Origin of the sequence: Streptomyces sp. NPDC017225, from assembly GCF_044331465.1 — a bacterium.
Taxonomy (GTDB): domain Bacteria; phylum Actinomycetota; class Actinomycetes; order Streptomycetales; family Streptomycetaceae; genus Streptomyces.
The window spans coordinates 512556-539256 of sequence record NZ_JBIRNE010000004.1; the positions used below are offsets into that span (position 1 = coordinate 512556).

The window sequence follows — 26701 nt, forward strand, 5'->3', positions numbered from 1 at the left end:
GGCATGCATGAAAACCCCCGCACACATCTGCCGCGGGGCGAGTCACGCGACGACGGTCCGACACGGAGGGCGAGCGTCCGCCACAACGCAGGACGACGTCCGCCACGACGAAGGACGACGTCTGCCACAACGGAGGACGAAACCAATGAACGAAAGAGCCGACCGGTCCGGCGGAGCCTCCCCCGGGGCGCACCGGGTCCCGGTCCTCATCGTCGGCGGATCCCTGGTGGGCCTGTCGACCTCGGTCTTCCTGGGGCGGCTGGGTATCCGGCACACCCTGGTGGAGCGCCACTCCGGCACCTCCATCCACCCCCGCGGGCGCGGCAACAACGTCCGCACGATGGAGCTCTTCCGCGTGGCCGGAACCGAGCCGGACATCAGGAAGGCCGCCGCCACCCTGTCCGAGAACCACGGCATCTTCCAGACGCCCACCCTGGTCTCGGACGAGGGGGAGTGGCTGCTGAAGGAGATCGACGCAGGAGGCGGACTGGCCCGCTTCAGCCCCAGCGGCTGGTGCCTGTGCAGCCAGAACGACCTGGAGCCCGAACTCCTCACCCACGCCACCAACCTCGGCGGCGACCTGCGCTTCGGCACGGAACTGCTGTCGTTCGAGGCCGACGGCGACGGCGTCACGGCCATCGTGAAGAGCCGGGAGACCGGCGAGCACACCACCATCCGCGCGGACTACCTGGTCGCCGCCGACGGCCCCCGCAGTCCCGTCCGCGAACAGCTCGGTATCGGCCAGAGCGGCCCCGGCGACCTGTTCCACAACGTCAGCGTCACCTTCCGCTCCCGCCGCCTGGCCGACGTGGTCGGCGACCGCCGCTTCATCGTCTGCTACCTGACCAACGAGGACGCCGACGGAGCACTCCTCCCCGTCGACAACCGTGAGAACTGGGTCTTCCACGCCCCCTGGCACCCCGAACAGGGCGAAACCGTCGAGGACTTCACCGACGAGCGCTGCGCCGACCACATCCGCCGCGCGATCGGCGACCCCGGCCTCGATGTCGAGATCACCGGCAAGGCCCCCTGGCACGCCGCCCAGCGCGTCGCCCGCAGCTACCGCTCCGGCCGCGTCCTCCTCGCCGGCGACTCGGCCCACGAGATGTCCCCCACCGGCGCCTTCGGCTCCAACACCGGCATCCAGGACGCCCACAACCTCGCCTGGAAACTGGCCGCGGTCCTGGAGGGCTGGGCGGGAGAAGGCCTCCTGGACACCTACGACGCCGAACGCCGCCCGGTCGCGGAGGCCACCAGCGCCCGAGCCGCGGGCCGCTCGGTGGAACACAGCCACCCGGGCTTCGCACCTCCGCCGGGGATGGGAGCCGGAGGCCCGGCAGGACCACCGGCCGGCGGCCCTGCCGGACGTGATGGCGCCCCCGGTGGCCCGGGCGGACGTCCTGACGGCGGCCCCGGTGCTCCGGGCGGACGCCCGGGCGGCGGCCCCGGCGGCCCTGGCGGTCCGGGCGGGGGCCCGGGAGGCCCCGGCGGTGGGGCGGCCGGAGGCCCCGGTGGCGGCCCCGGCGGCGGCCCGGGCGGCATCCTCAACGTCGCCCTCGGCTACCGCTACACCCAGGGCGCGGTGGTCGGCGCCGACCCCGGAGCACCGGTGGTCCCGGAGGGGCTGGACCTCACCGGCGCCCCCGGCAGCAGGGCCCCCCACCTCTGGCTCCGCCAGGCCGGCACCACCACCCGCGTCTCCACCCTGGACCTCTACGAGGACTCCCTGGTCCTGCTCAGCGACGCCGCCCAGCCCACCGGCTGGCACGAGGCGGCGACGCACCTGGCGGCCGACATGCGGGTACCGCTGAAGTCGTACCGCGTGGGCGGCACCCCGGAGGCCGACCTGACTCCGGACGACGAGGACACCGACTGGGCGAAGGCCCACGGAGTCACCCGCGGCGGCGCGGTCCTCGTCCGCCCCGACGGCTTCGTGGCCTGGCGCTCCCCGGGCCCGGCCCCCGACCCGGAGGCGATGCTGCGCCAGGTGGTGAACACGGTCCTGTCCCGCGCCTGACACAGACCGGGCACTGAGCACCGCGCCTTGGGCCCCGGGGCCCGCGCGGCGGGCGTAGCCGGACATTGACTACTGCGACACGCCCGCCGCACAGCGCCGCGATGTCCTCAGGGCCGGAGGTGATGACCGTGCCGGACCGGCCGGGCCGGACGGTGTCGCCACAGACGGGGCCCGACTCCTCGGAGTCGGGCCCCTGACTTCTGCCCTGCGGGGTCCCAGCAGGCGCTTGCGGCCCCAGAAGATGATGAAGGTGACGCTCTGGGATGGCGAGCTCAGTGGTGAGCCGGCGCAGCCGGCTGACGGACTGCGAGGTCACCAACTTGGCGGTGCCGGATTCCAGGTCGCCCGCGACCAGCGGGGCACCGAGCAGGACACCTGTGAGGAGAGGGACGTAACCCAGGTACGTGCCGAAGCTGAAGGCGGGCCGTGTACCTCCCGGCATCCGGCGGCAGGCTGCCGGACCGCTGCGGGTGCGCGTCCAGGTAGTCCACCACCTGCCCGCGCAGAAGGACCATCACGTCCACGCACAGGAGGGCGGGGGCGACAGCGACATCGCCTATGCCCTGTTCTCCTTCACCAGTCTGGCCGCGTACGAGCAGTACCGCTCGGAGAGCGTGTCCGCCCCGGAGTGCCGGGAAGCGTTCGAACTGGCTCGTGAGACCCAGCGGGAACAACCGATTCGCTCGGCACGGTTGCACCGACCGAAGGACCGGCGCCACACGGGTGGCGAACACGGGCCCACGAGGGCGTCCGCCCCGTTGGATCCGGGCACCGAGGACGCGGCGGGCCCGCCGCGTCCCGCCGCGTAAGGACCAGGACGTATCTCTACAGAAGGACTGTTCTCATGACTGACCGGCCCCTGACGCTCATGGCAGTACACGCCCACCCCGACGACGAAGCCACCGGAACCGGAGGAGTTCTCGCGCGGTACGCGGCGGAAGGCATCCGCACCGTTCTCGTGACGTGTACCGACGGTGGTTGCGGTGACGGACCGGGAGGTGTGAAGCCGGGCGATCCCGGCCACGATCCGGTTGCCGTCGCCGCCATGCGCCGTAAGGAACTCGAGGCGAGCTGTGAGGTCCTGAAGGTCAGCGATCTGGAGATGCTGGACTACGCCGACTCCGGGATGGTGGGCTGGCCCAGCAACGACGCCTCCGGATCGTTCTGGCAGACCCCCGTGGAGGAAGGCGCGGCCCGTCTCGCGGAACTCATACGGCACTATCGGCCCGACGTGGTCGTCACCTACGACGAGAACGGCTTCTACGGCCACCCCGACCACATCCAGGCCCATCGCATCACGATGGCGGCGCTGGAGATGACCGCGCTGGTGCCGAAGGTGTACTGGACGACGATGCCCCACTCGACGATGCAGCGGTTCGGGGAGACCATGAGCGAATTCCAGGAGGACCTGCCGGAGCCGGACCCTGCCGAGGCCGCCGCGCTGGCGGAGATCGGTCTCCCCGACGACGAGATCACCACGTGGGTGGATACCACCGCCTTCAGCGGTCAGAAGTTCGATGCGCTGGCCGCGCATGCCAGCCAGGGCGAGAACATCTTCTTCCTCAAGATGGGCAAGGAGCGATTCGGCGAGTTGATGGGCATGGAGACCTTCCTGCGTGTCAAGGACGCCACCGGTGCGGTCGTGCCCGAGAACGACCTCTTCGCCGGACTGCGCTGATTCTCCCGCCAGGCCCGGGGACCCGACAGCCAACGGTCTCGACGGGCCGGCCCTCCTCGTCGTACTCACGGGCCTGGAAACAAGCCAGGGAACTGGCGTTCGTCCTACATCAGGTCTCCCCGGTCCTCGGCTTCCGAGCGTCCGGCCCGCGTCACGCGGGCGTCTCCCAGTGGCTCAACTCGGGAGTGCGGCACCGGCACCGCAGGCGAGAGCCGGTGCCTAGACCTTGATGACGGTGATGCGCGAGCCGCACAGGGCGGTCAGATCGTCGGAATCCGAGGTGAGAATCGTCGCCGGACCAGGGGCGGCGAGGGCGGTGGCACCGAGCACGGCGTCGACGGCGTACGTGTGGCGGTGCAGGCCGGCGTCGGCGAGGAGGGCGGCGGCGTGACGGGCGAGGGGCTCGGTGACCGGTTCGACAACGAGGCGGGAGAGGGTCCACTCCAGGGCCGGTCGGTTGATCCGGGGGTGGACCACTTCCACAAGGGTTGCCGCGGAAGTGATCACCCGCAGGTCGTCGGCGCGAGCGAGGGCGAGCCGGCCGGTGACGGTGCGGTCGCGAAGCGCGGCCTTGGCCAGCCCTTCGCTGTCGAGGACCAGGGTGCCGCCGGGGGGAGCGGCGGAGGAGCGGGTCACGCGGCGCTCACTCCGCCTTGCGCTCGCTGCCGGCGGGCCTGGTGGAGCTGATCGCGCAGGGCCTGGACCTCTTCGTCGGTGATGGGCCCGTGCTCGGCCTCGGCGACCTGGATGAGCTTGTTGAGAATGTCCCGCTCGATCTGGCGCGCGACGGCGGCGGTGACATGGGCAGACAGTCCCGAAGGGCCGCTGCGGGCCTTGGCGGCTTCGGCGACGTCGCGGGGCATGGTGACACCCCACCTGCGCTGGGCGGAGTCCTGGGCCGACCCGGCCCGCGCGATCGAGGGCGCGCGGGCCGGGTCGGCTGCCGGGCCGAGGATGTACCTGATCACTGGCGAGCGGCTGTCTTCTGTGGTCTCCGCCCCCACATACGCGAAGACCCCGGCCTCAGCGTTTCCGCTGATGACGGGGTCTTTGGGCACCTCATGCAGGGTGCCCCCGGCAGGATTCGAACCTGCGCACACGGCTCCGGAGGCCGTTGCTCTATCCCCTGAGCTACGGGGGCGCGTCGGTCGCGTTCGGTGTTGCTCGCGGCGACGGGTAGAACACTACCAGCTCCCCCGGGGTGGTCATGAACGGGTTTTCGCGGGTCGTGGGGGCTGCCGGGGCGTCAGTCGTGGGGGTGTTGTCCCCCGCACGGGGTGGAAGTGGGGAAAACCCGGACGCGGTGGCCGGTGTCGACCTACTCTCGAGTTGTGCCTAGGGCGTCTGGCCGAGTTCTTGTTGTGGACGACAACAAGGTCATCCGGCAGCTGATCAGGGTCAATCTCGAGCTGGAGGGCTTCGAGGTCGTGACCGCGGCCGATGGTGCCGAGTGTCTTGAAGTCGTCCATCAGGTGCGGCCCGACGTCGTCACGCTGGACGTGGTCATGCCTCGGCTGGACGGGGTGCGGACCGCTGCCCGGTTGCGTGCCGATCCGCGGTCGCGGGAGCTTCCGATCGCCGTCGTCAGCGCTTGTACGCCGTACGAGGTCGACGCGGCGTTCGATGCCGGGGCCGACGCCTTTCTGTCCAAGCCGTTCGAACCCGCCGAGCTCATCGCTCTCGTACGGCAGTTGGTCGAGCGGAGGGCCGCGTGTGGGGGTGCGGCTTCCTCTCGGACGGTGCTCGGTGTGGCCGGGGAGAGTGAATCGCCGGCTCAGGCCGAGTCGGCCGGGTGACCCCGGCCACGGGCGCCGGGTGGCTTCGACCACGGTCGAGTCACGCTCGAGGGGCGCTCCGTCCATATAGCGGGACCAGCACCGAACCTGTTCGCCTGCCCACCCCCCTCCTCCCATACGCTTGACCCGTGACCCCCGTAGAGCTCTCCCGTACCGTGCTGCACGCGGTGCGTCGCGCCGTCGACGCGGGTGAGCTGAGCGTGGCCGTTCCGGCTCGGGCCGTGGTCGCTCCGCCGGGGCCCGGAGGGTGTGGGGACTACGCCACCAACATCGCCCTGCAGCTGGCCCGGCCGGCCGGACAGCCGCCCCGCCGGGTCGCCGAGGTGCTGCGGCCCTATCTCGTCGACGTCGAGGGGATCACCGACGTCGTCCTGACCGGGCCCGGGTTCCTCAACATCAGCCTGCACGGCACCGCGCCCGCCGCTCTCGTGGAGGAGATCCTGCGGCACGGCTCCCGGTACGGGCACAGGTACGGGAGCGCCGACGCCGCCGGCGCGGAGAGCGGCCACGTCGTGCGGCTGCACTGCCCGCACGACGTCCGTGCCGTCGTCGTCGCCGAGGCCGCCGCCCGCATCCTGCGTTCGCAGGGCACCCTCGTCCGCACCAGCTGCGCCGCCCCGCTCGACCCCGCGTGGACCGCCGTCCTCGGAGTGCGCGTCGACGCGCAGGGGCCGGCGACCGCGGAGCCGCCGGTCGACGTCCGTCCCGTCCCCGCGCCCGCCGATCCCCTGCCGCTCGGCCGGGACGCCGGCCGGTGGGCCCTGCTCCACCCCGCCGGCCACGACCGGCCCCGCATCGGTGACGAGCATCTGCGGCAGCGCGAGGGCAACCCCCTCTTCCGCGTGCGGTACGCCCACGCCCGCACCCGCGCCCTCTCGCGCAACGCGGCCGATCTCCACTTCGCCGCCGAGCCCGGCCCCGTGACAGACGCGGCGTCGGACCTCCTCTCCGCCCTCGCCGATCATCCCCGCGCCCTCGCCGCCGCCGCGGCGCACCGCGCCCCCGACCGGCTGGCCCGGCATCTCGTCACCGTCGCCGATGCCGCGCTGCCCTTCCTGCCCACCGTGCTGCCCCGTGGCGGGGAGAAACCCTCGGCCGCCCACCGTGCCCGGCTGGCGCTCGCCGAAGCCGTCGGGGCGGTGCTGGCCGGTGGCCTGTCCCTCCTCGGCATCGACGCACCCGACCACCTCTGAGAGAGCGCAGAAGACGCCATGAGCCGTTCCGCACACCCCGCCGGGCCCCGTCACGCCGACGTCCTCCCCGAGGGGCACTACTCCGCGCCGCCCGCCGACCTCAACGCCCTCGATGCGAAGGTCTGGGCCCAGACGGTCGAGCGGGACGCCGACGGTGTCGTCACCGTCGGCGGGCTGGCCGTCACACGGCTGGCCGAGGAGTACGGCACCCCCGCCTACGTTCTCGACGAGGCCGACTTCCGGGCCCGGGCGCGGGCCTGGCGGGCCGCCTTCGGTTCGGACGCCGACGTCTTCTACGCGGGCAAGGCGTTCCTGTCCCGGGCCGTCGTGCGCTGGCTGGACGAGGAGGGGCTGAACCTCGACGTGTGCTCGGGGGGCGAGCTCGCCACCGCGCTGTCCGCGGGGATGCCCGCCGACCGCATCGCCTTCCACGGCAACAACAAGTCGCCCGAGGAGATCGAGCGCGCCGTCCGCGCCGGCGTCGGGCGGATCGTGCTCGACTCCTTCCAGGAGATCGTGCGCGTCGCCCACATCGCCCAGTCGCTGGGCAAGCGGCAGCGGGTGCAGATCCGTATCACCGTGGGAGTCGAGGCGCACACGCACGAGTTCATCGCCACGGCCCACGAGGACCAGAAGTTCGGCATCCCGCTGGCCGGCGGCCAGGCGGCGGAGGCCGTGCGGCGGGCGCTCCAGCTCGACGGGCTCGAGGTCATCGGGATCCACTCGCACATCGGGTCGCAGATCTTCGACATGTCGGGGTTCGAGGTCGCCGCCCACCGGGTGGTCGGGCTGCTCAAGGACATCCGCGACGAGCACGGCGTCGAGCTGCCCGAGATCGACCTCGGCGGCGGACTCGGAATCGCGTACACGAGCGACGACGACCCCCGTGAGCCGCACGAGATCGCCAAGGCGCTGAACGAGATCGTCACCCGGGAGTGCGAGGCCGCGAAGCTGCGTACGCCTCGGATCTCCGTCGAGCCCGGGCGGGCCATCGCCGGGCCCACCGCCTTCACGCTCTACGAGGTCGGCACCGTCAAGCCCCTCGACGGGCTGCGCACGTACGTCTCCGTCGACGGCGGCATGTCCGACAACATCCGCACCGCGCTGTACGACGCCGAGTACAGCGTCGCCCTCGTCTCCCGCACCTCCGACGCCGAGCCCGTGCTCGCGCGGGTCGTCGGCAAGCACTGCGAGAGCGGGGACATCGTGGTCAAGGACGCCTTCCTGCCGGGGGACCTGGCACCCGGTGACCTGATCGCCGTACCGGCGACGGGGGCGTACTGCCGTTCCATGGCCAGCAACTACAACCACGTGCTGCGTCCGCCCGTCGTCGCCGTACGGGACGGCGAGGCGCGGGTCATCGTGCGGAGGGAGACCGAGGAGGACCTGCTGCGCCTCGACGTCGGATGAGTCCCGCCGGGTGGGCCGGTGGCGGGGCGAGGCAGGGTGGGGGACGGGTGGACAGGCGGAGGGCGGAAGATCTTTCGGCATCCAACCCTGCGAAAATGAAATAAACGTCTCACGATCCGGACGAAAGGCAGAAAATCCCGTCCGGTGCGTGAGACTGGACCAACCGTAGACGGTATGAGGAAACGAGGTCGGATGATGCGTACGCGTCCGCTGAAAGTGGCGCTGCTGGGCTGTGGAGTGGTCGGCTCAGAGGTGGCGCGCATCATGACGACGCACGCCGACGACCTCGCGGCCCGGATCGGGGCCCCGGTGGAGCTCGCGGGCGTGGCCGTACGGCGGCCCGACCGGGTGCGCGAGGGCATCGACCCCGACCTCGTCACCACCGACGCCACCGCCCTCGTCAAACGCGGGGACATCGACGTCGTCGTCGAGGTCATCGGCGGGATCGAGCCCGCCCGGACCCTCATCACCACCGCCTTCGAGCACGGCGCCTCCGTCGTGTCCGCCAACAAGGCGCTGCTCGCGCAGGACGGTGCCGCGCTGCACGCCGCGGCGGGCGCGAACGGCAAGGACCTCTACTACGAGGCCGCCGTCGCCGGTGCCATCCCGCTGATCCGGCCGCTGCGCGAGTCCCTCGCCGGCGACAAGGTCAACCGGGTGCTCGGCATCGTCAACGGGACGACGAACTTCATCCTCGACGCCATGGACACGACGGGGGCGGGGTACCAGGAGGCGCTGGACGAGGCCACCGCCCTCGGGTACGCGGAAGCCGACCCGACCGCCGACGTCGAGGGGTTCGACGCCGCCGCCAAGGCCGCCATCCTCGCCGGGATCGCCTTCCACACGCGCGTGCGCCTCGACGACGTCTACCGCGAGGGCATGACCGAGGTCACCGCCGCCGACTTCGCCTCCGCCAAGGAGATGGGCTGCACCATCAAGCTCCTCGCCATCTGCGAGCGGGCCGCGGACGGGGCGTCGGTCACCGCGCGCGTGCACCCCGCGATGATCCCGCTCAGCCACCCGCTGGCGAACGTGCGCGGCGCCTACAACGCCGTCTTCGTCGAGTCCGACGCCGCCGGGCAGCTCATGTTCTACGGGCCCGGGGCCGGCGGCTCGCCGACCGCGTCCGCCGTGCTCGGCGACCTCGTCGCCGTCTGCCGCAACCGGATCGGCGGCGCGACCGGACCCGGCGAGTCCGCGTACGCCGCGCTCCCCGTCTCCCCGATGGGCGACGTCGTCACGCGGTACCACATCAGCCTCGACGTGGCCGACAAACCGGGCGTGCTCGCCCAGGTCGCGACCGTGTTCGCGGAGCACGGTGTCTCCATCGACACCGTGCGGCAGTCCGGCAAGGACGGCGAGGCCTCCCTCGTCGTCGTCACCCACCGTGCGTCCGACGCCGCCCTCGGCGGTACGGTCGAGGCGCTGCGCAAGCTCGACACCGTGCGGGGTGTCGCCAGCATCATGCGGGTTGAAGGAGAGTAACCAGCAATGACCCACCAGTGGCGCGGAATCATCGAGGAGTACCGGGACAGGCTGCCCGTCTCCGCCAGCACGCCCGTCGTGACGCTCCGCGAGGGCGGCACGCCGCTCGTGCCCGCGCAGGTGCTCTCCGAGCGCACGGGCTGCGAGGTCCACCTCAAGGTCGAGGGGGCGAACCCGACCGGGTCCTTCAAGGACCGCGGTATGACCATGGCCATCAGCAAGGCCAAGGAGGAGGGCGCGCAGGCCGTCATCTGCGCGTCCACCGGCAACACGTCCGCCTCCGCCGCCGCGTACGGCGTACGGGCCGGGATGGTCTCCGCCGTCCTCGTGCCGCAGGGCAAGATCGCGCTCGGCAAGATGGGCCAGGCCCTCGTGCACGGCGCGAAGATCCTCCAGGTCGACGGCAACTTCGACGACTGCCTGACGCTCGCCCGCGCGCTGAGCGACAACTACCCCGTGGCGCTGGTCAATTCGGTCAACCCGGTGCGTATAGAGGGGCAGAAGACCGCCGCCTTCGAGATCGTGGACATGCTGGGCGACGCCCCCGACATCCACGTCCTGCCGGTGGGCAACGCGGGCAACATCACCGCGTACTGGAAGGGCTACAAGGAGTACGCCGCCGACAAGGTCAGCACGAGGACTCCGCGCATGTGGGGGTTCCAGGCCTCCGGCAGCGCGCCGATCGTGCGCGGCGAGGTCGTCAAGGACCCGTCGACCATCGCCACCGCCATCCGCATCGGCAACCCCGCCTCGTGGGACTTCGCGCTCGCCGCCCGGGACGAGTCCGGCGGCGCCATCGACGAGGTGACGGACCGTGAGATCCTGCGCGCCTACCGGCTGTTGGCCTCCCAGGAGGGCGTCTTCGTGGAGCCCGCGTCCGCCGCGTCGGTGGCCGGCCTGCTGAAGGCCGCCGAGCAGGGCAAGGTCGACCCGGGGCAGCGGATCGTGTGCACCGTCACCGGCAACGGGCTGAAGGACCCGGACTGGGCCGTCGCCGGCGCCCCGCAGCCGGTCACGGTCCCGGTCGACGCGGCGACGGCGGCCGAGCGGCTCGGCCTGATCTGAGGGGCCTGTCCACCGATTCCGGAACCCGGAGCCTTCCACAGCGGGGCCTTCCACAGCGGGGCCTTCCGCAGCGGGAGCCTTCCGCAGCGGAGGGCCTTCCGCAGCGGAGGGCCTTCCGCAGCGGAAGGGAAGCCGTCCGCTGTGGAATCCCAGGGACGGACGTCCCCGCGCAATCCCGGGGACCCGCGACGGAATTCGGAGGGGCCCCAGGAAACGCGCCCCGCGTAAGCAGAGGGCGTAAGCGGCGCCCAGCCGGGAAAGTCACTTACGGGGGGTGCACAGGGGGCTTACGACACGCATCGTGCGCCTCCTGTGCGCCCTATGTCGCCACAGAACCTTCCTTCGATAGGCTGTACCGAATCCGTCCGCCGCATATGCCGCGGTGCCGCGCCGTCTCCCCGTTCGGGAGGCGTCGGGGAAGCGGCCGGGAAGCGTCCGGGGGGCCGTCGGCCGTTGGGCAGGCAGCGGCGGGCCCAGGGTTTTCCGTACGTCATCGAATGTCGTTCCACAGTCACGCAGCTCAAGGAGAGTCATCAAGCGATGGCCGGTCCAGCCTTCCGCGCCGCCGCCGTCCGGGTGCGCGTCCCCGCCACCAGCGCCAACCTCGGTCCGGGCTTCGACGCCCTCGGCCTGGCGCTGGGCTTGTACGACGACGTCGTCGTCCGGGTGGCCGACTCAGGGCTGCACATCGACATCGCGGGTGAGGGCAGCGAGACGCTGCCCCGCGACGAGAAGCACCTCCTCGTCCGCTCCCTGCGCACCGCCTTCGACCTGCTGGGCGGACAGCCGCGCGGCCTGGAGATCGTCTGCGCCAACCGCATCCCGCACGGCCGCGGCCTCGGCTCCTCCTCCGCCGCCATCTGCGCCGGCATCGTCGCGGCGCGCGCGGTGACCATAGGCGGCGAGACCCGCCTCGACGACGCCGCGCTGCTCGACCTCGCCACCGAGATCGAGGGCCACCCCGACAACGTGGCGGCCTGTCTGCTGGGCGGCTTCACCCTCTCCTGGATGGATTCCGGCGCCGCCCGGGCGATCAGGATGGAGCCCGCCGATTCCATCGTTCCGGTGGTTTTCGTGCCCGGAAAGCCGGTACTGACGGAGACCGCGCGCGGCCTGCTCCCGCGCAGCGTCCCGCACGTCGACGCCGCCACCAACGCCGGCCGCGCCGCGCTGCTCGTCGAGGCGCTCACCCGGCGCCCCGAGCTGCTGCTGCCGGCCACCGAGGACCGCCTGCACCAGGAGTACCGCGCGCCGGCCATGCCGGAGAGCGCGGCGCTGGTGGAGCGGCTGCGCGGCGACGGCATCCCCGCGGTGATCTCGGGCGCCGGGCCCACGGTGATGGCACTGGCCGACGCCGACACGGCCGACAAGGTCGAGGCGCTGGCCGGTACGGACTGGGCGGCCAACCGGCTCAGCCTGGACCAGCAGGGCGCGTGCGTCCTGCCGCTGGCGACCTCCAGCGACATTTAGCCGCGTACGGTTGCCGGATTTCGAGAGGGGGAATGTTTGTTGGATCCGGTAGTGTTAATCTCAAGTCTGCACCCGACCCCACCATGGCGAGGTGCCTCGTGTCCCCGTCAGGGACAGACATTCTTCCGGGAGCCCCCCAAGCCGCATTGTGTGCTGGACGTCGTACGTGATCAGTACGGCCGACACGGACACTGAGCGGCCCGCCGGTGGGGGCACCCCCTCTGGGGGAGTTTCGGAACCGGTGCGACCACGCCGCATGACACAGACACTGGGTGCCACGGCTAGGGGAAGCGCCATCACCAGATATCTCTTCCGCCGTTCAGGCGGACCACCGCCCCGGCACGGTTCACACAGCAAGGACCGAAGCCGGACAGCACAACCGGTCGCCGAGCCAGACAGGCCGACGTCCGCTCCAGGGAAGGACCCTTCGTGAGCGACACCACCGATCTGATGGGCGCACGTGTCGAGGAGACCGCTGCCGCGCCCTCCACGGACGCCTCCGCGCCTGCCACCGGTGCCGGCTCCCGGCGGCGCCGTGGTACCGGCCTCGAGGGCATGGTGCTGGCCGAGCTGCAGCAGGTCGCATCCGGCCTCGGCATCAGGGGCACCGCGCGTATGCGCAAGAGCCAGCTGATCGAGGTCATCAAGGAGGCGCAGGCCGCGGGAGGAGCTTCCGCCAAGGCCGCGCCCGCCGCGGACGCCGCGGACGCCGCCGGCGAGACCAAGCCGAAGCGCCGCAGCACCTCCCGGTCCCGTACCGGCGACGAGGCCCCCGCCGAGAAGGCGGAGAAGGCCGGCAAGGCCGAGAAGAAGGCGGACCGGACGGCCGCCGACAAGGCCACCGCCCAGCAGCAGATCGACATCCCCGGTCAGCCGTCCCCGAAGGTCTCGCCCGCGGGCGAGACGGCCGGCGCCGCCGGTGACGACGCCCCCTCGGAGCGCCGTCGCCGCCGGGCCACCGCCGACGCGGGCAGCCCGTCCGCCGCCACCGAGACGGTGGCCGTCGAGACGAAGAGCGAGCCGAAGGCCGAGTCCTCCGCGCAGCAGCAGGGACAGTCGCAGGGCCACCAGCAGGGCCAGGGCGACGCCCGCTCCGACGGTGAGGGCGGCGAGGGCCGCCGCCGTGACCGCCGCGACCGCGGTGACCGCGACCGTGACCGGGGTGACCGCGACCGCGGTGACCGTGGTGACCGCGGACGTGACCGCGACCGTCGCAACAAGGGCGACGACCAGCAGAACCAGGGCGGCGGTCAGCAGCGTCAGCAGCAGGGCGGCGGACGCCAGGACCGTCAGCAGCAGCAGCAGGACGACGACGACTTCGAGGGCGGCCGTCGCGGCCGTCGCGGCCGCTACCGCGACCGCCGTGGCCGTCGTGGGCGCGACGACATCCAGCAGGAGCCGCAGATCAACGAGGACGACGTCCTCATCCCGGTCGCCGGCATCCTCGACATCCTCGACAACTACGCGTTCATCCGGACCTCCGGCTACCTGCCCGGCCCCAACGACGTGTACGTCTCCCTCGCCCAGGTCCGCAAGAACGGCCTGCGCAAGGGTGACCACATCACCGGTGCCGTGCGCCAGCCCAAGGACGGCGAGCGCCGCGAGAAGTTCAACGCGCTGGTGCGCCTGGACTCCCAGAACGGCATGGCGCCCGAATCCGGGCGCGGGCGGCCGGAGTTCAACAAGCTGACGCCGCTGTACCCGCAGGACCGCCTCCGCCTGGAGACGGACCCCGGCGTCCTCACCACCCGCATCATCGACCTCGTCGCGCCCATCGGTAAGGGGCAGCGCGGTCTGATCGTGGCCCCGCCGAAGACCGGCAAGACCATGATCATGCAGGCGATCGCCAACGCGATCACGCACAACAACCCCGAGTGCCACCTGATGGTCGTCCTGGTCGACGAGCGTCCGGAAGAGGTCACCGACATGCAGCGGTCGGTGAAGGGCGAGGTCATCTCCTCGACCTTCGACCGTCCGGCCGAGGACCACACCACGGTCGCCGAGCTCGCCATCGAGCGTGCCAAGCGTCTGGTGGAGCTGGGTCACGACGTCGTCGTCCTGCTCGACTCGATCACCCGTCTGGGCCGTGCGTACAACCTCGCCGCCCCGGCCTCCGGCCGCATCCTGTCCGGTGGTGTCGACTCGACCGCCCTGTACCCGCCGAAGCGCTTCTTCGGTGCGGCCCGCAACATCGAGGACGGCGGCTCGCTGACCATCCTCGCCACCGCTCTGGTGGACACCGGGTCCCGCATGGACGAGGTCATCTTCGAGGAGTTCAAGGGCACCGGCAACGCCGAGCTCAAGCTCGACCGGAAGCTCGCCGACAAGCGCATCTTCCCGGCGGTGGACGTCGACGCGTCCGGCACCCGTAAGGAAGAGATCCTGCTCGGCAGCGACGAGCTCGCCATCACCTGGAAGCTGCGCCGGGTGCTGCACGCCCTCGACCAGCAGCAGGCGATCGAACTGCTCCTCGACAAGATGAAGCAGACCAAGTCGAACGCGGAGTTCCTGCTGCAGATCCAGAAGACGACCCCGACGCCGGGCAACGGCGACTGACGTCTTCGCGGCACCCCTGCGGTACCCGGCGACACCCAGCGGTACCGAGTACCACCTCAGCACCACCCAGGGCCGCCCCCGTCACACGTGTGACGGGGGCGGCCCTGTTCATGTCTAGGGGAACAGGTGTGCGATCACGCCTTCTCGAGTGCGTCGGCGTCCGGGGGGATCACCGGCGTCACGGCACTCGATCCGGCAGATTTCTCATCTCCTGGGGGGACTTGAGTGAGCACATCCCTGTCCGCGTCCGACCGGCCCCGCCGTCACAGACGCAGGACGCGCCTCGCGCTGCCCGCGCTCGCCACCGGCCTGGCCGGGGTGGTGGCCGCGGCGCTGATGACGTCGGCCGCCGAAGCCGCCCCCGCCCAGCCGGAGCCGACGGTCCAGCCGGCCGTCAGGACGGTGCCGCAGGCCGAGCTGGAGCGCCGTATCGCCGGCGCCGTCGTCGGTGACGACAAGGCCGGCGAGAGCGCCGGCAAGACGCTGCGCGGTGACACCACCGGCGCCGCCGGAATCGACCCGAAGATCATCGGCGGTACCGAGACCGGCATATCCGCCGCACCGTGGATGGCGCAGCTCTGGTACTACGACGACCGCGGCACCGTGGCCGAGGGCGACGACGTCGGCTTCTTCTGCGGCGGCGCCGTCGTCTCGCCGACGAAGATCCTCACCGCCGCGCACTGCGTCAAGGGCTACGACTGGTACGCCAACGGCGCCGTCGTCACCGGCACCGCGCAGCTGGCCACCGGCAGCGACCTGAACGGCGGCACCGTCTCCGGCGTCTGGCGCCAGTGGAACCACCCGTCGTACAACGCGACGGCCATCGACAACGACATGGCCCTGCTGACCCTGCCGAACCCGGTCGACGCCAAGCCGATCCCCATGACGACGGCGGACGACACCGCCTCCTACCAGGCCGGTACCAACGCCAAGGTGTACGGCTGGGGCCGCACCACCTCCACCTCGGACGACATCTCCGACGTGCTGAAGACGGCCACCCTGCCGATCCGGTCCGACGCCACCTGCGCCGGTGCCTGGGGCACCGACTACGTCCCGGGCCACATGGTCTGCGCGGGTGAGCCCGCGACCGGCTCCGACGAGGGCACCGTCTCGGCGTGCAACGGCGACTCCGGCGGCCCCCTGGTCGTCGGCGGACGCATCGTCGGCGTCGTCTCCTGGGGCGTCGAGGACTGTGTCGCGAAGGGCGCGTACAGCGTCTTCGCCAAGGTCAGCACCTACGCCGCCGACACCTACCCGCGGGTGGACGACACCGACATCAACGGGGACGGCCGAGCCGACCTGTGGCTCCGCGAGGCGTCCACCAAGAACGCGTACGCCATGGACTCCACCGGCACCGCCTTCGGCGCCCGGGACCTGTGGGGCGACTGGAGCGGCGTCGACCACGTCGTGCAGACCGACCTCGACCGGGACGGCTACCAGGACCTGCTCAACCGGGGCCTCAACGGCGAACTGGTCTGGACGCACTACGTGCCGTCCACCCAGTCCTGGGCGCACCGGACCCTGGCGAGCGGCTGGGGCAGCCGCAAGCAGATCCTCGCCCCCGGCGACGTGACCGGCGACACCCTGCCCGACCTGCTCTCCCTGGACTCCGCGGACACGCTGTGGCTGTACCCGGGCCGCGGTGACGGCTACTTCGCCGGCCGCGTCCAGGTGACCACCGGCCTGACCGCCTACGACGAGCTGCGCGGCCACGGCGACTTCACCGGGGACGGCAAGGCGGACCTGATCGGCCAGGCCTGGAACGGGGACCTCTACCTGTACCAGGGCACGGGGAACGCCGGCAGCGCCTTCACCTCGCGGATCAAGCTGCGCAGCTGGCCCGAGGTCGAGACCGTCGTCACGCCCGGCGACGTGAACGGGGACGGCAAGGCCGACGCCCTGGCCATCACGGAGTACGGGAACATGTACCTGTACCGCGGTACCGGCGAGGCCGGTACCGGGATCTTCGCCACAGCCGTGAAGGTCGGCGGCGGGTACGGCGGCTACGACATCATCACCTGAAACCCCAGGTGACCGCGGATCCCGCGGTCACCTCGGTGACTCACTGTGCCCGGCGCGCCACGCGTCGGGCACAGGGCGTTGTGCGACCCTGTGCCGAGTTCCGCCGTCTCACCAACGGAGGGACGATGGTGAGGTACCGGTGGAAACCGCCGGAGCCGACCAGCCCCGACCCTGAGCACAGGGGGTAACCGACCGCACGAGCGCCGAGGAGCACATGTCCGCCGAGAACACGCCCGACCCCGCCATACCCGGCCCCGGGGAGCCCCGTCCCCCCGCTCCCCGCCACCGGGGCAAGGGACGCCGCCGCAGGCCCCGGGCCAAGCGGCGCAAGGCCCTGCTGGTCGCGGCCTGGACCACCGCGGGCGTCGTGGTCCTGGGCGGCACCGGCGCCGGGGTCCTCTTCTTCAAGCTCAACGGCAACCTCTCCAGCGTCGACATCGACCAGGTCCTCGGCACCGACCGGCCGAAGAAGGCCGACAACGGCTCCCAGAACATCCTCGTCCTCGGCTCCGACACCCGCTCCGGCGGCAACAAGGAACTCGGCGGCGGCACCGACGACGGCACCGCCCGCTCCGACACGGCGATGGTCGTGCACGTCTACAAGGGCCACAAGAAGGCCAGCGTGGTCTCCATCCCGCGCGACACCCTCATCGACCGTCCCGAGTGCACCGACACCGACGGCGACGAGCACCCCGCCGCCGACGACGTGATGTTCAACTCCGCCTACTCCACCGGCGGCGGCGCCTGCGCCGTGAAGACCGTCGAGTCGATCAGCGGTCTGCGCATGGACCACTACCTGGAGGTCGACTTCAGCGGCTTCCGGAAGCTCATCGACGACCTCGGCGGCGTCGACATCACCACCACCGAGGACATCAGGGACCCCGACAGCCACCTCGACCTGCCGGCCGGCACCCACACCCTCGACGGCGAGCAGGCCCTCGGCCTGGTCCGCACCCGGCACGGCGTCGGCGACGGCTCCGACCTCGGGCGCATCCAGCTCCAGCAGGCCTTCGTCAAGGCCCTGGTCGACCAGGTCAAGGACATCGGCCTGCTCGGCAACCCCAAGAAGCTGTACGACATCGCCGACACCGCCACCAAGACGGTGACCACCGACTCCGACCTGGGCTCGGTGAACTCCCTGATGTCCTTCGCGAGCGGCCTCAAGGGCATCGGCGCCTCGAACATGAACATGGTCACGATGCCGGTCCAGTACGACCCCGCGGACGCCAACCGCGTCCTGGTGGCGCGGACCAAGGCGGACCAGGTGTGGACGGCCCTGAAGAACGACAGGCCGATCCCCGAGGCGGCGACGGAGGGCACGGCGTCGGGCGGCGCCAAGGGCGTCGTGAACAGCACCCCGTAGCCGCGTCATGGACAGCAGCCGGCAGCCGCGTCGTGAACGGCACCCCGTAGCCGCGATGTGAACAGCACCCCGCGCGGGCGCGGGCGCGGGGAATAGACGACGGCGACCCCCGGTTTTGGGAGAAGGCCCCAGTCCTGGCAGACTGGTACGTCGGCCCCGGTTCACGCTCCCGCATCCCGCGGCGGCGACCCGGCGCCCTCCCGAACAGTAGGAGACACCTTGAAGCGCGACATCCACCCCGAGTACGTCGAGACGCAGGTCAGCTGCACCTGTGGCGCGTCGTTCACCACCCGCAGCACCATCCCGTCCGGCACCGTCCGGGCCGAGGTCTGCTCCGAGTGCCACCCGTTCTACACGGGCAAGCAGAAGATCCTCGACACCGGTGGCCGCGTGGCCCGCTTCGAGGCCCGCTTCGGCAAGGCTTCCGCCGGCTCCAAGAAGTAGCGAGCCTCCAACCGCCGGTCCACGGCCGCGCCCCCAGCCGGGGGAGCGCCGGGACCGGCGTTTTTGGTCGCCCGTCTTCCCCTTCCCAAGCAGTAGCAGGAGCCCAAGATGTTCGAGGCCGTCGAGGAACTCGTCGCCGAGCACGCCGACCTGGAGAAGAAGCTCGCCGACCCGTCGGTCCACTCCGACCAGGCCAACGCGCGCAAGCTGAACAAGCGGTACGCCGAGCTCACCCCGATCATCGCCACGTTCCGCTCCTGGAAGCAGACGGGCGAGGACATGGAGACCGCGCGCGAGCTGGCCGCCGACGACCCGGACTTCGCCGCCGAGGTCAAGGAGCTGGACAAGCAGCGCGACGAGCTCACCGAGAAGCTCCGCCTGCTGCTCGTCCCGCGCGACCCCAGCGACGACAAGGACGTCATCCTGGAGGTCAAGGCGGGCGCGGGCGGCGACGAGTCGGCGCTCTTCGCCGGCGACCTGCTGCGCATGTACCTGCGCTACGCCGAGCGGGTCGGCTGGAAGACCGAGATCATCGACTCCACCGAGTCCGAGCTCGGCGGCTACAAGGACGTCCAGGTCGCCGTGAAGACCAAGGGCGGCCAGGGCGCCACCGAGCCCGGCCAGGGCGTCTGGGCGCGGCTGAAGTACGAGGGCGGGGTGCACCGCGTGCAGCGGGTGCCCGCGACCGAGTCCCAGGGCCGTATCCACACCTCCGCGGCCGGCGTGCTCGTCACGCCCGAGGCCGAGGAGATCGACGTCGAGATCAACCCCAACGATCTGCGCATCGACGTCTACCGGTCCTCCGGCCCCGGCGGCCAGTCCGTCAACACCACCGACTCCGCGGTGCGCATCACACACATTCCGACCGGAGTCGTCGCCTCCTGCCAGAACGAGAAGAGCCAGCTGCAGAACAAGGAGCAGGCACTGCGTATCCTGCGCTCGAGGCTGCTCGCGGCGGCGCAGGAGGAGGCGGAGAAGGAGGCCGCGGACGCCCGGCGCAGCCAGGTCCGCACCGTCGACCGCTCCGAGAAGATCCGTACGTACAACTTCCCGGAGAACCGCATCTCGGACCACCGCGTCGGCTTCAAGGCGTACAACCTGGACCAGGTCCTGGACGGCGACCTCGACCCGGTGATCCAGGCCTGCGTCGACGCGGACTCGGCGGCCAAGCTCGCCGCCGCCTGACCGCAGCCGCACCGGACCCGACCCGTACGCCCGTACCGGACGAACAGCTCAGCCCCGGAGGACCAGCGTGGCGCAACATCACGGGGGGCGACCCCCGAACCCCCGCAGTGTGCTGCTCGCGGAGGTGGCCCAGGCCACCCAGCGGCTGGCCGACGCCGGCGTGCCCTCGCCGCGCACCGACGCGGAGGAGCTCGCCGCGTATCTGCACGGCGTCAAGCGGGGCGAGCTGCACACCGTGCCGGACGCGGACTTCGACGCCCGGTACTGGGAGGTCGTCGCCCGCCGTGAGGCGCGCGAGCCGCTCCAGCACATCACCGGCCTCGCCTACTTCCGCTACCTGGAGCTCCAGGTCGGCCCCGGCGTCTTCGTGCCCCGCCCCGAGACCGAGTCCGTCGTCGGCTGGGCCATAGACGCCGTACGCGCCATGGACGTCGTCGAGCCCTGCATCGTCGACCTGTGCACCGGCTCGGGCGCCATCGCGCTCGCGCTCGCGCAGGAGGTGCCGCGCTCACGCGTGCACGCCGTGGAGCTGTCCGAGGACGCCCTCAAGTGGACCCGCAGGAACATGGAGGGGTCCAGGGTCGACCTGCGCCAGGGCGACGCCCTGACGGCCTTCCCGGACCTCGACGGCCAGGTCGACCTGGTGGTCTCCAACCCGCCGTACATCCCGCTCACCGAGTGGGAGTACGTCGCCCCCGAGGCCCGGGACCACGACCCCCAGCTGGCCCTGTTCTCCGGCGAGGACGGCCTCGACCTCATCCGCGGCCTGGAACGCACCGCCCACCGTCTGCTGCGCCCCGGCGGCGTGGTCGTCGTCGAGCACGCCGACACCCAGGGCGGCCAGGTGCCGTGGATCTTCACCGAGGAGCGGGGCTGGGCCGACGCGGCCGACCACCCCGACCTCAACAACCGCCCGCGGTTCGCGACCGCCCGCAAGGCACTGCCGTGAGCACCCCCATCCCCCTGACCCCGACCCCGCAGTACGTGTACGAGGAGGCCCGCTAGATGGCACGGCGATACGACACCAACGACGCGACCGACCGTGTGACCGGTCTGCGCGAGGCCGCGTCCGCCGTCCGCCGTGGCGAGCTCGTGGTGCTGCCGACGGACACCGTGTACGGCATCGGTGCCGACGCCTTCACCGGGGAGGCCGTCGCCGACCTGCTGGACGCCAAGGGCCGGGGCCGCAACATGCCCACGCCCGTCCTCATCGGCTCGCCGAACACCCTGCACGGCCTGGTCACCGACTTCTCCGAGATGGCCTGGGAACTGGTCGACGCGTTCTGGCCGGGCGCGCTGACGCTCGTCGCCAAGCACCAGCCGTCCCTCCAGTGGGACCTCGGCGACACCCGGGGCACGGTCGCCGTGCGCATGCCGCTGCACCCCGTCGCCATCGAGCTGCTCACCGAGGTCGGCCCCATGGCCGTCTCCTCCGCCAACCTGACCGGCCACCCGGCGCCCGAGGACTGCGACGCCGCCCAGCAGATGCTCGGCGACTCCGTCTCCGTCTACCTCGACGGCGGCCCCACCCCCGGCAACGTCCCGTCGTCCATCGTCGACGTCACCCGCGAGGTGCCCGTGCTGCTGCGCGCCGGCGCGTTGTCGGCCGAGGAACTGCGCAAGGTGGTACCCGACCTCGAGGTGGCGAATTGACGGCCCCTGAGACGGGGCGTGGCATAGGCAACGCGGAACGCGCAGCGGAGATCACGACGACGTTCGTCGGGCTTCCACGCGACAGCTTCCGCATCCTCCACGTCAGCACCGGCAACGTGTGCCGCTCGCCCATCACCGAGCGGCTGACCCGGCATTTCGTGAAGGAGCGGCTCGGTGTGCTCGGCGGCGGCCTCATCGTGGAGAGCGCGGGCACCTGGGGCCACGAGGGCGCGCCCATGGAGTCGAACGCGGAGACGGTCCTCGCGGACTTCGGCGCGGACGCGGCCGGCTTCACCGGCCGTGAGCTGCTCGACGAGCACGTGATCCGCGCGGACCTCGTACTGACGGCGACGCGGGACCACCGTGCGCAGGTCATCTCCATGGGGCACTCGGCGGGGCTGCGCACCTTCACCCTCAAGGAGTTCACCCGGCTGGTGAACGCCATCGACCCGGCGACACTGCCGACCCTGGAGGACGGCGTGGTCGCCCGCGCACGCGCCCTGGTCCGCGCCGCCGCCGCTCTACGCGGGTGGCTGCTGGCGCCCACCGTGGAGGCGGACGAGGTGTACGACCCGTACGGGGCGCCGCTGCCGTTCTTCCGGTCGGTCGGGGACGAGATACACCAGGCGCTGGATCCGGTGGTGACGGCGCTGACGGGGGTCGCGGCGCGCATGTAGGCGGCACCCCCGCCGGGGCGGGACGCGCGCGGCGGCAGGCGGGGTACGCCGCCGCCCACGCGGCCCGGCAACGCGGGCGCCGTCGGCCCCCCGGGCCTACATTGGTCGTACGTCACCGTCGACGCACGCCCGGAGCGCACCATGTCGGTCACCCACGACGTCCCGCAGGCCGATGACAGCACGGCCGATGACGGCATGCTCGGAGCCCTGCTGCGCCAGGACGCCGAACTGGCCGAGATCCTGCTCGCCGAGGGCCGCCGGCAGGCGACCACCCTCCAGCTGATCGCCGCCGAGAACTTCACGTCCCCCGCCGTGCTGGCCGCCCTCGGCTCCCCGCTGGCCAACAAGTACGCCGAGGGCTACCCGGGCGCCCGGCACCACGGCGGCTGCGAGCTCGTCGACGTCGCCGAGCGGCTCGCCGTGGAGCGGGCCCGGAACCTGTTCGGCGCCGAGCACGCCAACGTGCAGTCCCACTCCGGCTCCTCCGCCGTCCTGGCCGCCTACGCCGCGCTGCTGCGCCCCGGCGACACCGTCCTCGCCCTCGGCCTGCCGCACGGCGGTCACCTCACCCACGGCTCACCGGCCAACTTCTCCGGCCGCTGGTTCGACTTCGTCGGCTACGGCGTGGACGCGGAGACCGGGCTGATCGACTACGACCAGGTGCGCACCCTGGCCCGCGCACACCGGCCCAAGGCGATCGTGTGCGGCTCGATCGCCTACCCCCGCCACCCCGACTACGCGGCCTTCCGCGACATCGCCGACGAGGTGGGCGCCTATCTCATCGCGGACGCCGCCCACCCGATGGGGCTGGTCGCCGGGGGAGCGGCGCCCAGTCCGGTGCCGTACGCCGACGTGGTGTGCGCCACCACGCACAAGGTGCTGCGCGGGCCGCGCGGCGGCATGATCCTGTGCGGGAGCGAGCTGGCGGAGCGGGTCGACCGGGCCGTCTTCCCGTTCACCCAGGGCGGCGCGCAGATGCACACCATCGCCGCCAAGGCGGTCGCCTTCGGCGAGGCGGCGACCGGGGCCTTCGCCGCGTACGCCCGTCAGGTGGTCGCCAACGCCCGCACCCTCGCGGCGCACCTGGCCGCCGAGGGCCTGGCCGTCACCACCGGCGGCACGGACACCCACCTGATCACCGCCGATCCCGCCCCGCTCGGCGTCGACGGGAAGAGCGCGCGGGGCCGGCTCGCGGCGGCCGGGATGGTCCTGGACTGCTGCGCGCTGCCGCACGGCGACGCCCGCGGCCTGCGGCTGGGCACGGCGGCGATGACCACGCAGGGCATGGGGGAGCGGGAGATGCGGGCGGTGGCCACACTGCTCGCCGAGGTGCTCCGGGGCGGGACGGAGCCCGCCGCGGCGCGGGAGGACGTACGGGATCTGGTCATGGAATTCCCGCCGTACCCGGACTGAGTCCGGGTAGGCGCAACGTGTGCACGGCCACACGTGCAACCATCGTCGCTACCCGGAAGTCCCCAACCATATGCGCGCATCGCTAGGGTGGTGGGCCGGGAATGGCCAGCGAGACCTGTGGGGAAGCCTGTGCGTGAATACCTGCTGACGCTCTGCATCACGGCCGCGGTGACGTATCTGCTGACAGGGCCGGTACGGAAGTTCGCGATCGTGGCGGGGGCGATGCCGGAGATCCGGGCACGTGACGTGCACCGGGAACCCACTCCGCGGCTCGGTGGGATCGCGATGTTCTTCGGACTGTGCGCGGGCCTGCTGGTCGCCGACCACCTCACCAACCTCAGTGAGGTCTTCGAGACGTCGAACGAGCCGCGGGCCCTGCTCTCCGGGGCGGCCGTGATCTGGCTGATCGGCGTCCTGGACGACAAGTTCGAGATCGACGCCCTGATCAAGCTGGGCGGGCAGATGATCGCCGCCGGCGTGATGGTGGTGCAGGGCCTGACCATCCTGTGGATCCCGCTGCCGGGCGTCGGCACGGTGGCGCTCACCCAGTGGCAGGGCACCCTGCTGACGGTGGCGCTGGTCGTCATCACCATCAACGCGGTCAACTTCGTCGACGGCCTCGACGGGCTCGCGGCCGGCATGGTGTGCATCGCGGCGGCGGCGTTCTTCATGTACGCCTACCGGATCTGGTACTCCTACGGCATCGAGGCCGCGGCCCCGGCCTCGCTGTTCGCGGCGATCCTGATGGGCATGTGCCTGGGCTTCCTGCCGCACAACATGCATCCCGCCCGGATCTTCATGGGCGACTCCGGTTCGATGCTGATCGGGCTCGTCCTGGCGGCCGGCGCGATCTCGGTCACCGGCCAGGTGGACCCGGATCTGATGAACCTGTTCTCCGGTTCCGAGCGCAACTCGGTGCACCAGATGGTGCCGGTCTACATCCCGTTGGTGATGCCCCTCACCATCATCGCCATCCCGGCCGCCGACCTGATCCTGGCGATCGTCCGGCGCACCTGGCGCGGCCAGTCGCCGTTCGCCGCGGACCGGGGGCACCTGCACCACCGGCTGCTGGAGATCGGCCACTCGCACAGCCGCGCGGTGCTGATCATGTACTTCTTCTCGGCGCTGATCGCCTTCGGCGCGCTCGCGTACTCCGTGAACGCCGCTTCGATGTGGATCGTGCTGAGCGTCGTCATCCTCAGCGCGGCGGGCCTGGTCCTGCTCCTGCTGCCGCGCTTCACCCCCCGCGCCCCGCGCTGGGCCGAGCACCTCGTGCCGCCCCGCTACCGCCGCCGTAAGGCGGTCGTCGCGGAAGGGGAAGCTCCGGTGGCCGCGGACGAGGGCGGGACCGGTGAGACCGGTCAGACCGGTGAGACCGGTGAGACCGGTGAGACCGGGGAGGCCGGTGAGAGCGAGACCGGCGACCGGGTCCCGGTCGCCGCGGGCGTCTCGGGCGTCAACGGGGCCACCGCCGTCGGCCCCCGTTCGCGCGCAAGGTAAGAATCTGACTAGAGCATTGCCAACGCGTGGGGGAACGAAGTGTCCCTTTACCAGACAAGAGGGCCCAGTGACCGCACAAACGCGCACGGTCACTCTCATGTGTGACAGCAAGCACACCCTCAGGTAAAGACCTCATCAAATAGTTTGTGATACCGTTCACGAAAACCCCGGATGGAGCCGAAGGGCCGCACTGCGACGGCCCGTTGGTGAGAGTTCTGCACTCGACCCGGGGGACTACGCTCGTCCATGACGACACCCCCTGCCCCCTGAAAAGCGGAGTTGCCGCCATGCCCTCCAACGACGTCCGGATCCTGGTCCAGGCTGCCGTACCCACCGCTGTCGTCGGTGCGGTCGCAGTCGCGATCGGGGGTGCCGTCGAAGGGGGGAAGGGGGCGATCGGGGCGCTCGTCGGAGCGGTCGTTGTGATCCTGTTCATGGGAGCCGGGCTGTACGTCCTTCAGTGGACCGCCAAGTCTTTGCCGACGCTGTTCCAGGCGATGGCGCTGATGATGTACATGGCTCAAATCGCGCTGATGTTCATCTTCATCGTGCTCTTCAGGGACACGACGCTGTTCCATCCCAAGGTCTTCGCCCTGTCGTTGCTCGCCGGCACTCTCACCTGGGTCGCCGCGCAGGCGCGTGCCCAGATGAAGGCCAAAATCCTTTACGTGGAGCCCGAGTCGACGACGGACGAGAAGAAGGAAACTCCGGGGCGCTCGTCGTGAGACGTAGGGCCGGGATAAAGGCGCATGAGAGACCCTGCTATCGTCCGGTGCCAACTGCGGCATCGCGGGCGCGGGCATTTCAGCTGACGCCTGCCACATCGCGAGGCGAGATGCCCCACAGCCGCCCCCATACCCGTAACACCAGTCCCGTGCCGATCCGCGGCCCCGTGCCGCGCCGACACCACGAGGTTGCCGAATCCATGCGCCACGCTGAAGGAGCCCGCGGTGAGTGCTGACCCGACGCAGGTGCTCGCCTTCGAGACCGACTGCCACATCTTCGACGGCTGTGGCTTCCCGTCTCCCGGGCTGCACTCGTTCCTGTTCGACCCCATGTGGGGTGACGGCGACAGCAACGTGTACTTCAACAAGACGATGCTGCTGGCACTGCTCGGCTCGGTCATCGTGATCGGCTTCTTCTGGACGGCCTTCCGCCGGCCCCAGGTGGTCCCCGGCAAGCTCCAGATGGTCGCCGAGGCGGGCTACGACTTCATCCGACGAGGCGTCGTCTACGAGACGATGGGCAAGCGCGAGGGCGAGAAGTACGTTCCGTTCGTCGTAGCGCTGTTCTTCTTCATCTGGATGATGAACATCTGGGCGATCATCCCGCTCGCCCAGTTCCCGGTGACGTCGGTCATCGCCTACCCGGCGGTGCTCGCCCTGCTCGTCTACGTCGTCTGGGTCTCGCTGACCTTCAAGAAGCACGGCTTCGTCGGCGCCCTGAAGAACTTCACCGGCTACGACAAGTCGCTCGGTGCCGCGCTTCCGGTCGTCATGCTGATCGAGGCCTTCTCGAACCTGCTCGTGCGGCCCTTCACCCACGCCGTGCGACTCTTCGCGAACATGTTCGCGGGCCACATCCTGCTGGTGCTGTTCACCATCGCCAGCTGGTACCTGCTGAACGGCATCGGGATCGCCTACGCGGGCGTCTCGTTCGTGATGGTCATCGTGATGACCGGCTTCGAGCTCTTCATCCAGGCCCTGCAGGCGTACGTCTTCGTCCTGCTGACCGTTACCTACATCCAGGGCGCGCTCTCCGAGCAGCACTGAGC

The 26701-nt window shown here is 71.1% G+C and carries 23 protein-coding genes and 1 tRNA gene; 21 read left to right on the plus strand and 3 right to left on the minus strand.

Going from position 1 to position 26701, the window contains the following annotated elements; translation table 11 throughout:
- Positions 1-145: 145 nt before the first annotated feature.
- The 3 genes from ACH4NX_RS13020 to ACH4NX_RS13030 all read left to right on the plus strand — a co-directional run bounded on the left by ACH4NX_RS13020 (position 146) and on the right by ACH4NX_RS13030 (position 3695).
- Positions 146-2017 (plus strand): FAD-dependent oxidoreductase, encoded by a 1872-nt coding sequence (locus ACH4NX_RS13020; RefSeq protein WP_398128824.1) that lies wholly within the window; start codon positions 146-148, stop codon positions 2015-2017.
- Positions 2018-2421: 404 nt separating this feature from the next.
- Positions 2422-2826, plus strand: coding sequence for a hypothetical protein (locus ACH4NX_RS13025; RefSeq protein ID WP_398128823.1), 405 nt, complete (start codon positions 2422-2424; stop codon positions 2824-2826).
- Between the two features lie 35 nt (positions 2827-2861).
- On the plus strand, positions 2862-3695 hold the full coding sequence (locus tag ACH4NX_RS13030) for a PIG-L family deacetylase (protein ID WP_351390293.1): 834 nt from the start codon (positions 2862-2864) through the stop codon (positions 3693-3695).
- Between the two features lie 219 nt (positions 3696-3914).
- Here ACH4NX_RS13030 and ACH4NX_RS13035 read toward each other — a convergent pair whose 3' ends face one another.
- The 3 genes from ACH4NX_RS13035 to ACH4NX_RS13045 form a co-directional block, all read right to left on the minus strand.
- A complete protein-coding gene (locus tag ACH4NX_RS13035; protein ID WP_398128822.1) occupies positions 3915-4331 on the minus strand; it encodes a DNA-binding protein in 417 nt (138 codons plus the stop codon).
- Positions 4328-4558, minus strand: a complete 231-nt coding sequence (locus ACH4NX_RS13040; RefSeq protein ID WP_398128885.1) for a CopG family transcriptional regulator — start codon at positions 4556-4558, stop codon at positions 4328-4330. Before ACH4NX_RS13040 ends, ACH4NX_RS13035 begins: the two co-directional genes overlap by 4 nt.
- 206 nt (positions 4559-4764) lie before the next feature.
- Positions 4765-4836 (minus strand) — tRNA-Arg (locus tag ACH4NX_RS13045).
- A gap of 190 nt (positions 4837-5026) precedes the next feature.
- Here ACH4NX_RS13045 and ACH4NX_RS13050 point away from each other — a divergent pair.
- The 18 genes from ACH4NX_RS13050 to atpB all read left to right on the plus strand — a co-directional run bounded on the left by ACH4NX_RS13050 (position 5027) and on the right by atpB (position 26699).
- Positions 5027-5491, plus strand: coding sequence for a response regulator (locus ACH4NX_RS13050; RefSeq protein WP_351390287.1), 465 nt, complete (start codon positions 5027-5029; stop codon positions 5489-5491).
- A 128-nt stretch (positions 5492-5619) separates the two neighbouring features.
- On the plus strand, positions 5620-6684 hold the full coding sequence (gene nrtL / locus ACH4NX_RS13055; RefSeq protein WP_398128821.1) for an ArgS-related anticodon-binding protein NrtL: 1065 nt from the start codon (positions 5620-5622) through the stop codon (positions 6682-6684).
- A gap of 18 nt (positions 6685-6702) precedes the next feature.
- Positions 6703-8094 carry a diaminopimelate decarboxylase gene (lysA, locus tag ACH4NX_RS13060; RefSeq protein WP_398128820.1) on the plus strand — a complete coding sequence of 464 codons (1392 nt, stop codon included), beginning with the start codon at positions 6703-6705 and terminating at the stop codon, positions 8092-8094.
- 192 nt (positions 8095-8286) lie between these two features.
- The gene (locus ACH4NX_RS13065) at positions 8287-9579 is read left to right on the plus strand and encodes a homoserine dehydrogenase (protein WP_351390280.1); all 1293 of its coding nucleotides are present in this window, start codon (positions 8287-8289) and stop codon (positions 9577-9579) included.
- A gap of 6 nt (positions 9580-9585) precedes the next feature.
- Positions 9586-10644 (plus strand): threonine synthase, encoded by a 1059-nt coding sequence (thrC, locus tag ACH4NX_RS13070; RefSeq protein WP_351390278.1) that lies wholly within the window; start codon positions 9586-9588, stop codon positions 10642-10644.
- Between the two features lie 540 nt (positions 10645-11184).
- Complete coding sequence (thrB, locus tag ACH4NX_RS13075; protein ID WP_351390276.1) at positions 11185-12114, plus strand: homoserine kinase; 930 nt, start codon at positions 11185-11187, stop codon at positions 12112-12114.
- Positions 12115-12543: 429 nt separating this feature from the next.
- Complete coding sequence (gene rho, locus ACH4NX_RS13080) at positions 12544-14670, plus strand: transcription termination factor Rho (RefSeq protein ID WP_398128819.1); 2127 nt, start codon at positions 12544-12546, stop codon at positions 14668-14670.
- A gap of 336 nt (positions 14671-15006) precedes the next feature.
- Positions 15007-16692, plus strand: coding sequence for a trypsin-like serine protease (locus tag ACH4NX_RS13085; RefSeq protein WP_398128884.1), 1686 nt, complete (start codon positions 15007-15009; stop codon positions 16690-16692).
- A gap of 214 nt (positions 16693-16906) precedes the next feature.
- Entirely contained in the window at positions 16907-18055 is a 1149-nt protein-coding gene (locus ACH4NX_RS13090; RefSeq protein ID WP_398128818.1) for an LCP family protein, read from the plus strand.
- A gap of 219 nt (positions 18056-18274) precedes the next feature.
- Positions 18275-18499, plus strand: a complete 225-nt coding sequence (gene rpmE, locus ACH4NX_RS13095; protein WP_210873250.1) for a 50S ribosomal protein L31 — start codon at positions 18275-18277, stop codon at positions 18497-18499.
- A gap of 108 nt (positions 18500-18607) precedes the next feature.
- Positions 18608-19684: a peptide chain release factor 1 gene (gene prfA, locus ACH4NX_RS13100; protein ID WP_398128817.1), complete on the plus strand. Its 1077-nt coding sequence runs from the start codon at positions 18608-18610 to the stop codon at positions 19682-19684.
- Between the two features lie 109 nt (positions 19685-19793).
- The gene (prmC, locus tag ACH4NX_RS13105; RefSeq protein WP_351390268.1) at positions 19794-20633 is read left to right on the plus strand and encodes a peptide chain release factor N(5)-glutamine methyltransferase; all 840 of its coding nucleotides are present in this window, start codon (positions 19794-19796) and stop codon (positions 20631-20633) included.
- 56 nt (positions 20634-20689) lie between these two features.
- Positions 20690-21337 carry an L-threonylcarbamoyladenylate synthase gene (locus ACH4NX_RS13110; RefSeq protein WP_279561738.1) on the plus strand — a complete coding sequence of 216 codons (648 nt, stop codon included), beginning with the start codon at positions 20690-20692 and terminating at the stop codon, positions 21335-21337.
- On the plus strand, positions 21334-22014 hold the full coding sequence (locus ACH4NX_RS13115; protein WP_351390265.1) for a protein-tyrosine-phosphatase: 681 nt from the start codon (positions 21334-21336) through the stop codon (positions 22012-22014). The genes ACH4NX_RS13110 and ACH4NX_RS13115 overlap by 4 nt, the downstream gene beginning before the upstream one ends.
- A gap of 141 nt (positions 22015-22155) precedes the next feature.
- Positions 22156-23427, plus strand: coding sequence for a serine hydroxymethyltransferase (gene glyA / locus ACH4NX_RS13120; RefSeq protein ID WP_398128816.1), 1272 nt, complete (start codon positions 22156-22158; stop codon positions 23425-23427).
- A gap of 129 nt (positions 23428-23556) precedes the next feature.
- Complete coding sequence (locus ACH4NX_RS13125) at positions 23557-24927, plus strand: MraY family glycosyltransferase (protein WP_398128815.1); 1371 nt, start codon at positions 23557-23559, stop codon at positions 24925-24927.
- Positions 24928-25214: 287 nt separating this feature from the next.
- Entirely contained in the window at positions 25215-25652 is a 438-nt protein-coding gene (locus ACH4NX_RS13130) for a hypothetical protein (RefSeq protein WP_351390259.1), read from the plus strand.
- 225 nt (positions 25653-25877) lie between these two features.
- The gene (atpB, locus tag ACH4NX_RS13135; protein ID WP_351390257.1) at positions 25878-26699 is read left to right on the plus strand and encodes a F0F1 ATP synthase subunit A; all 822 of its coding nucleotides are present in this window, start codon (positions 25878-25880) and stop codon (positions 26697-26699) included.
- Positions 26700-26701 lie beyond the last annotated feature (2 nt).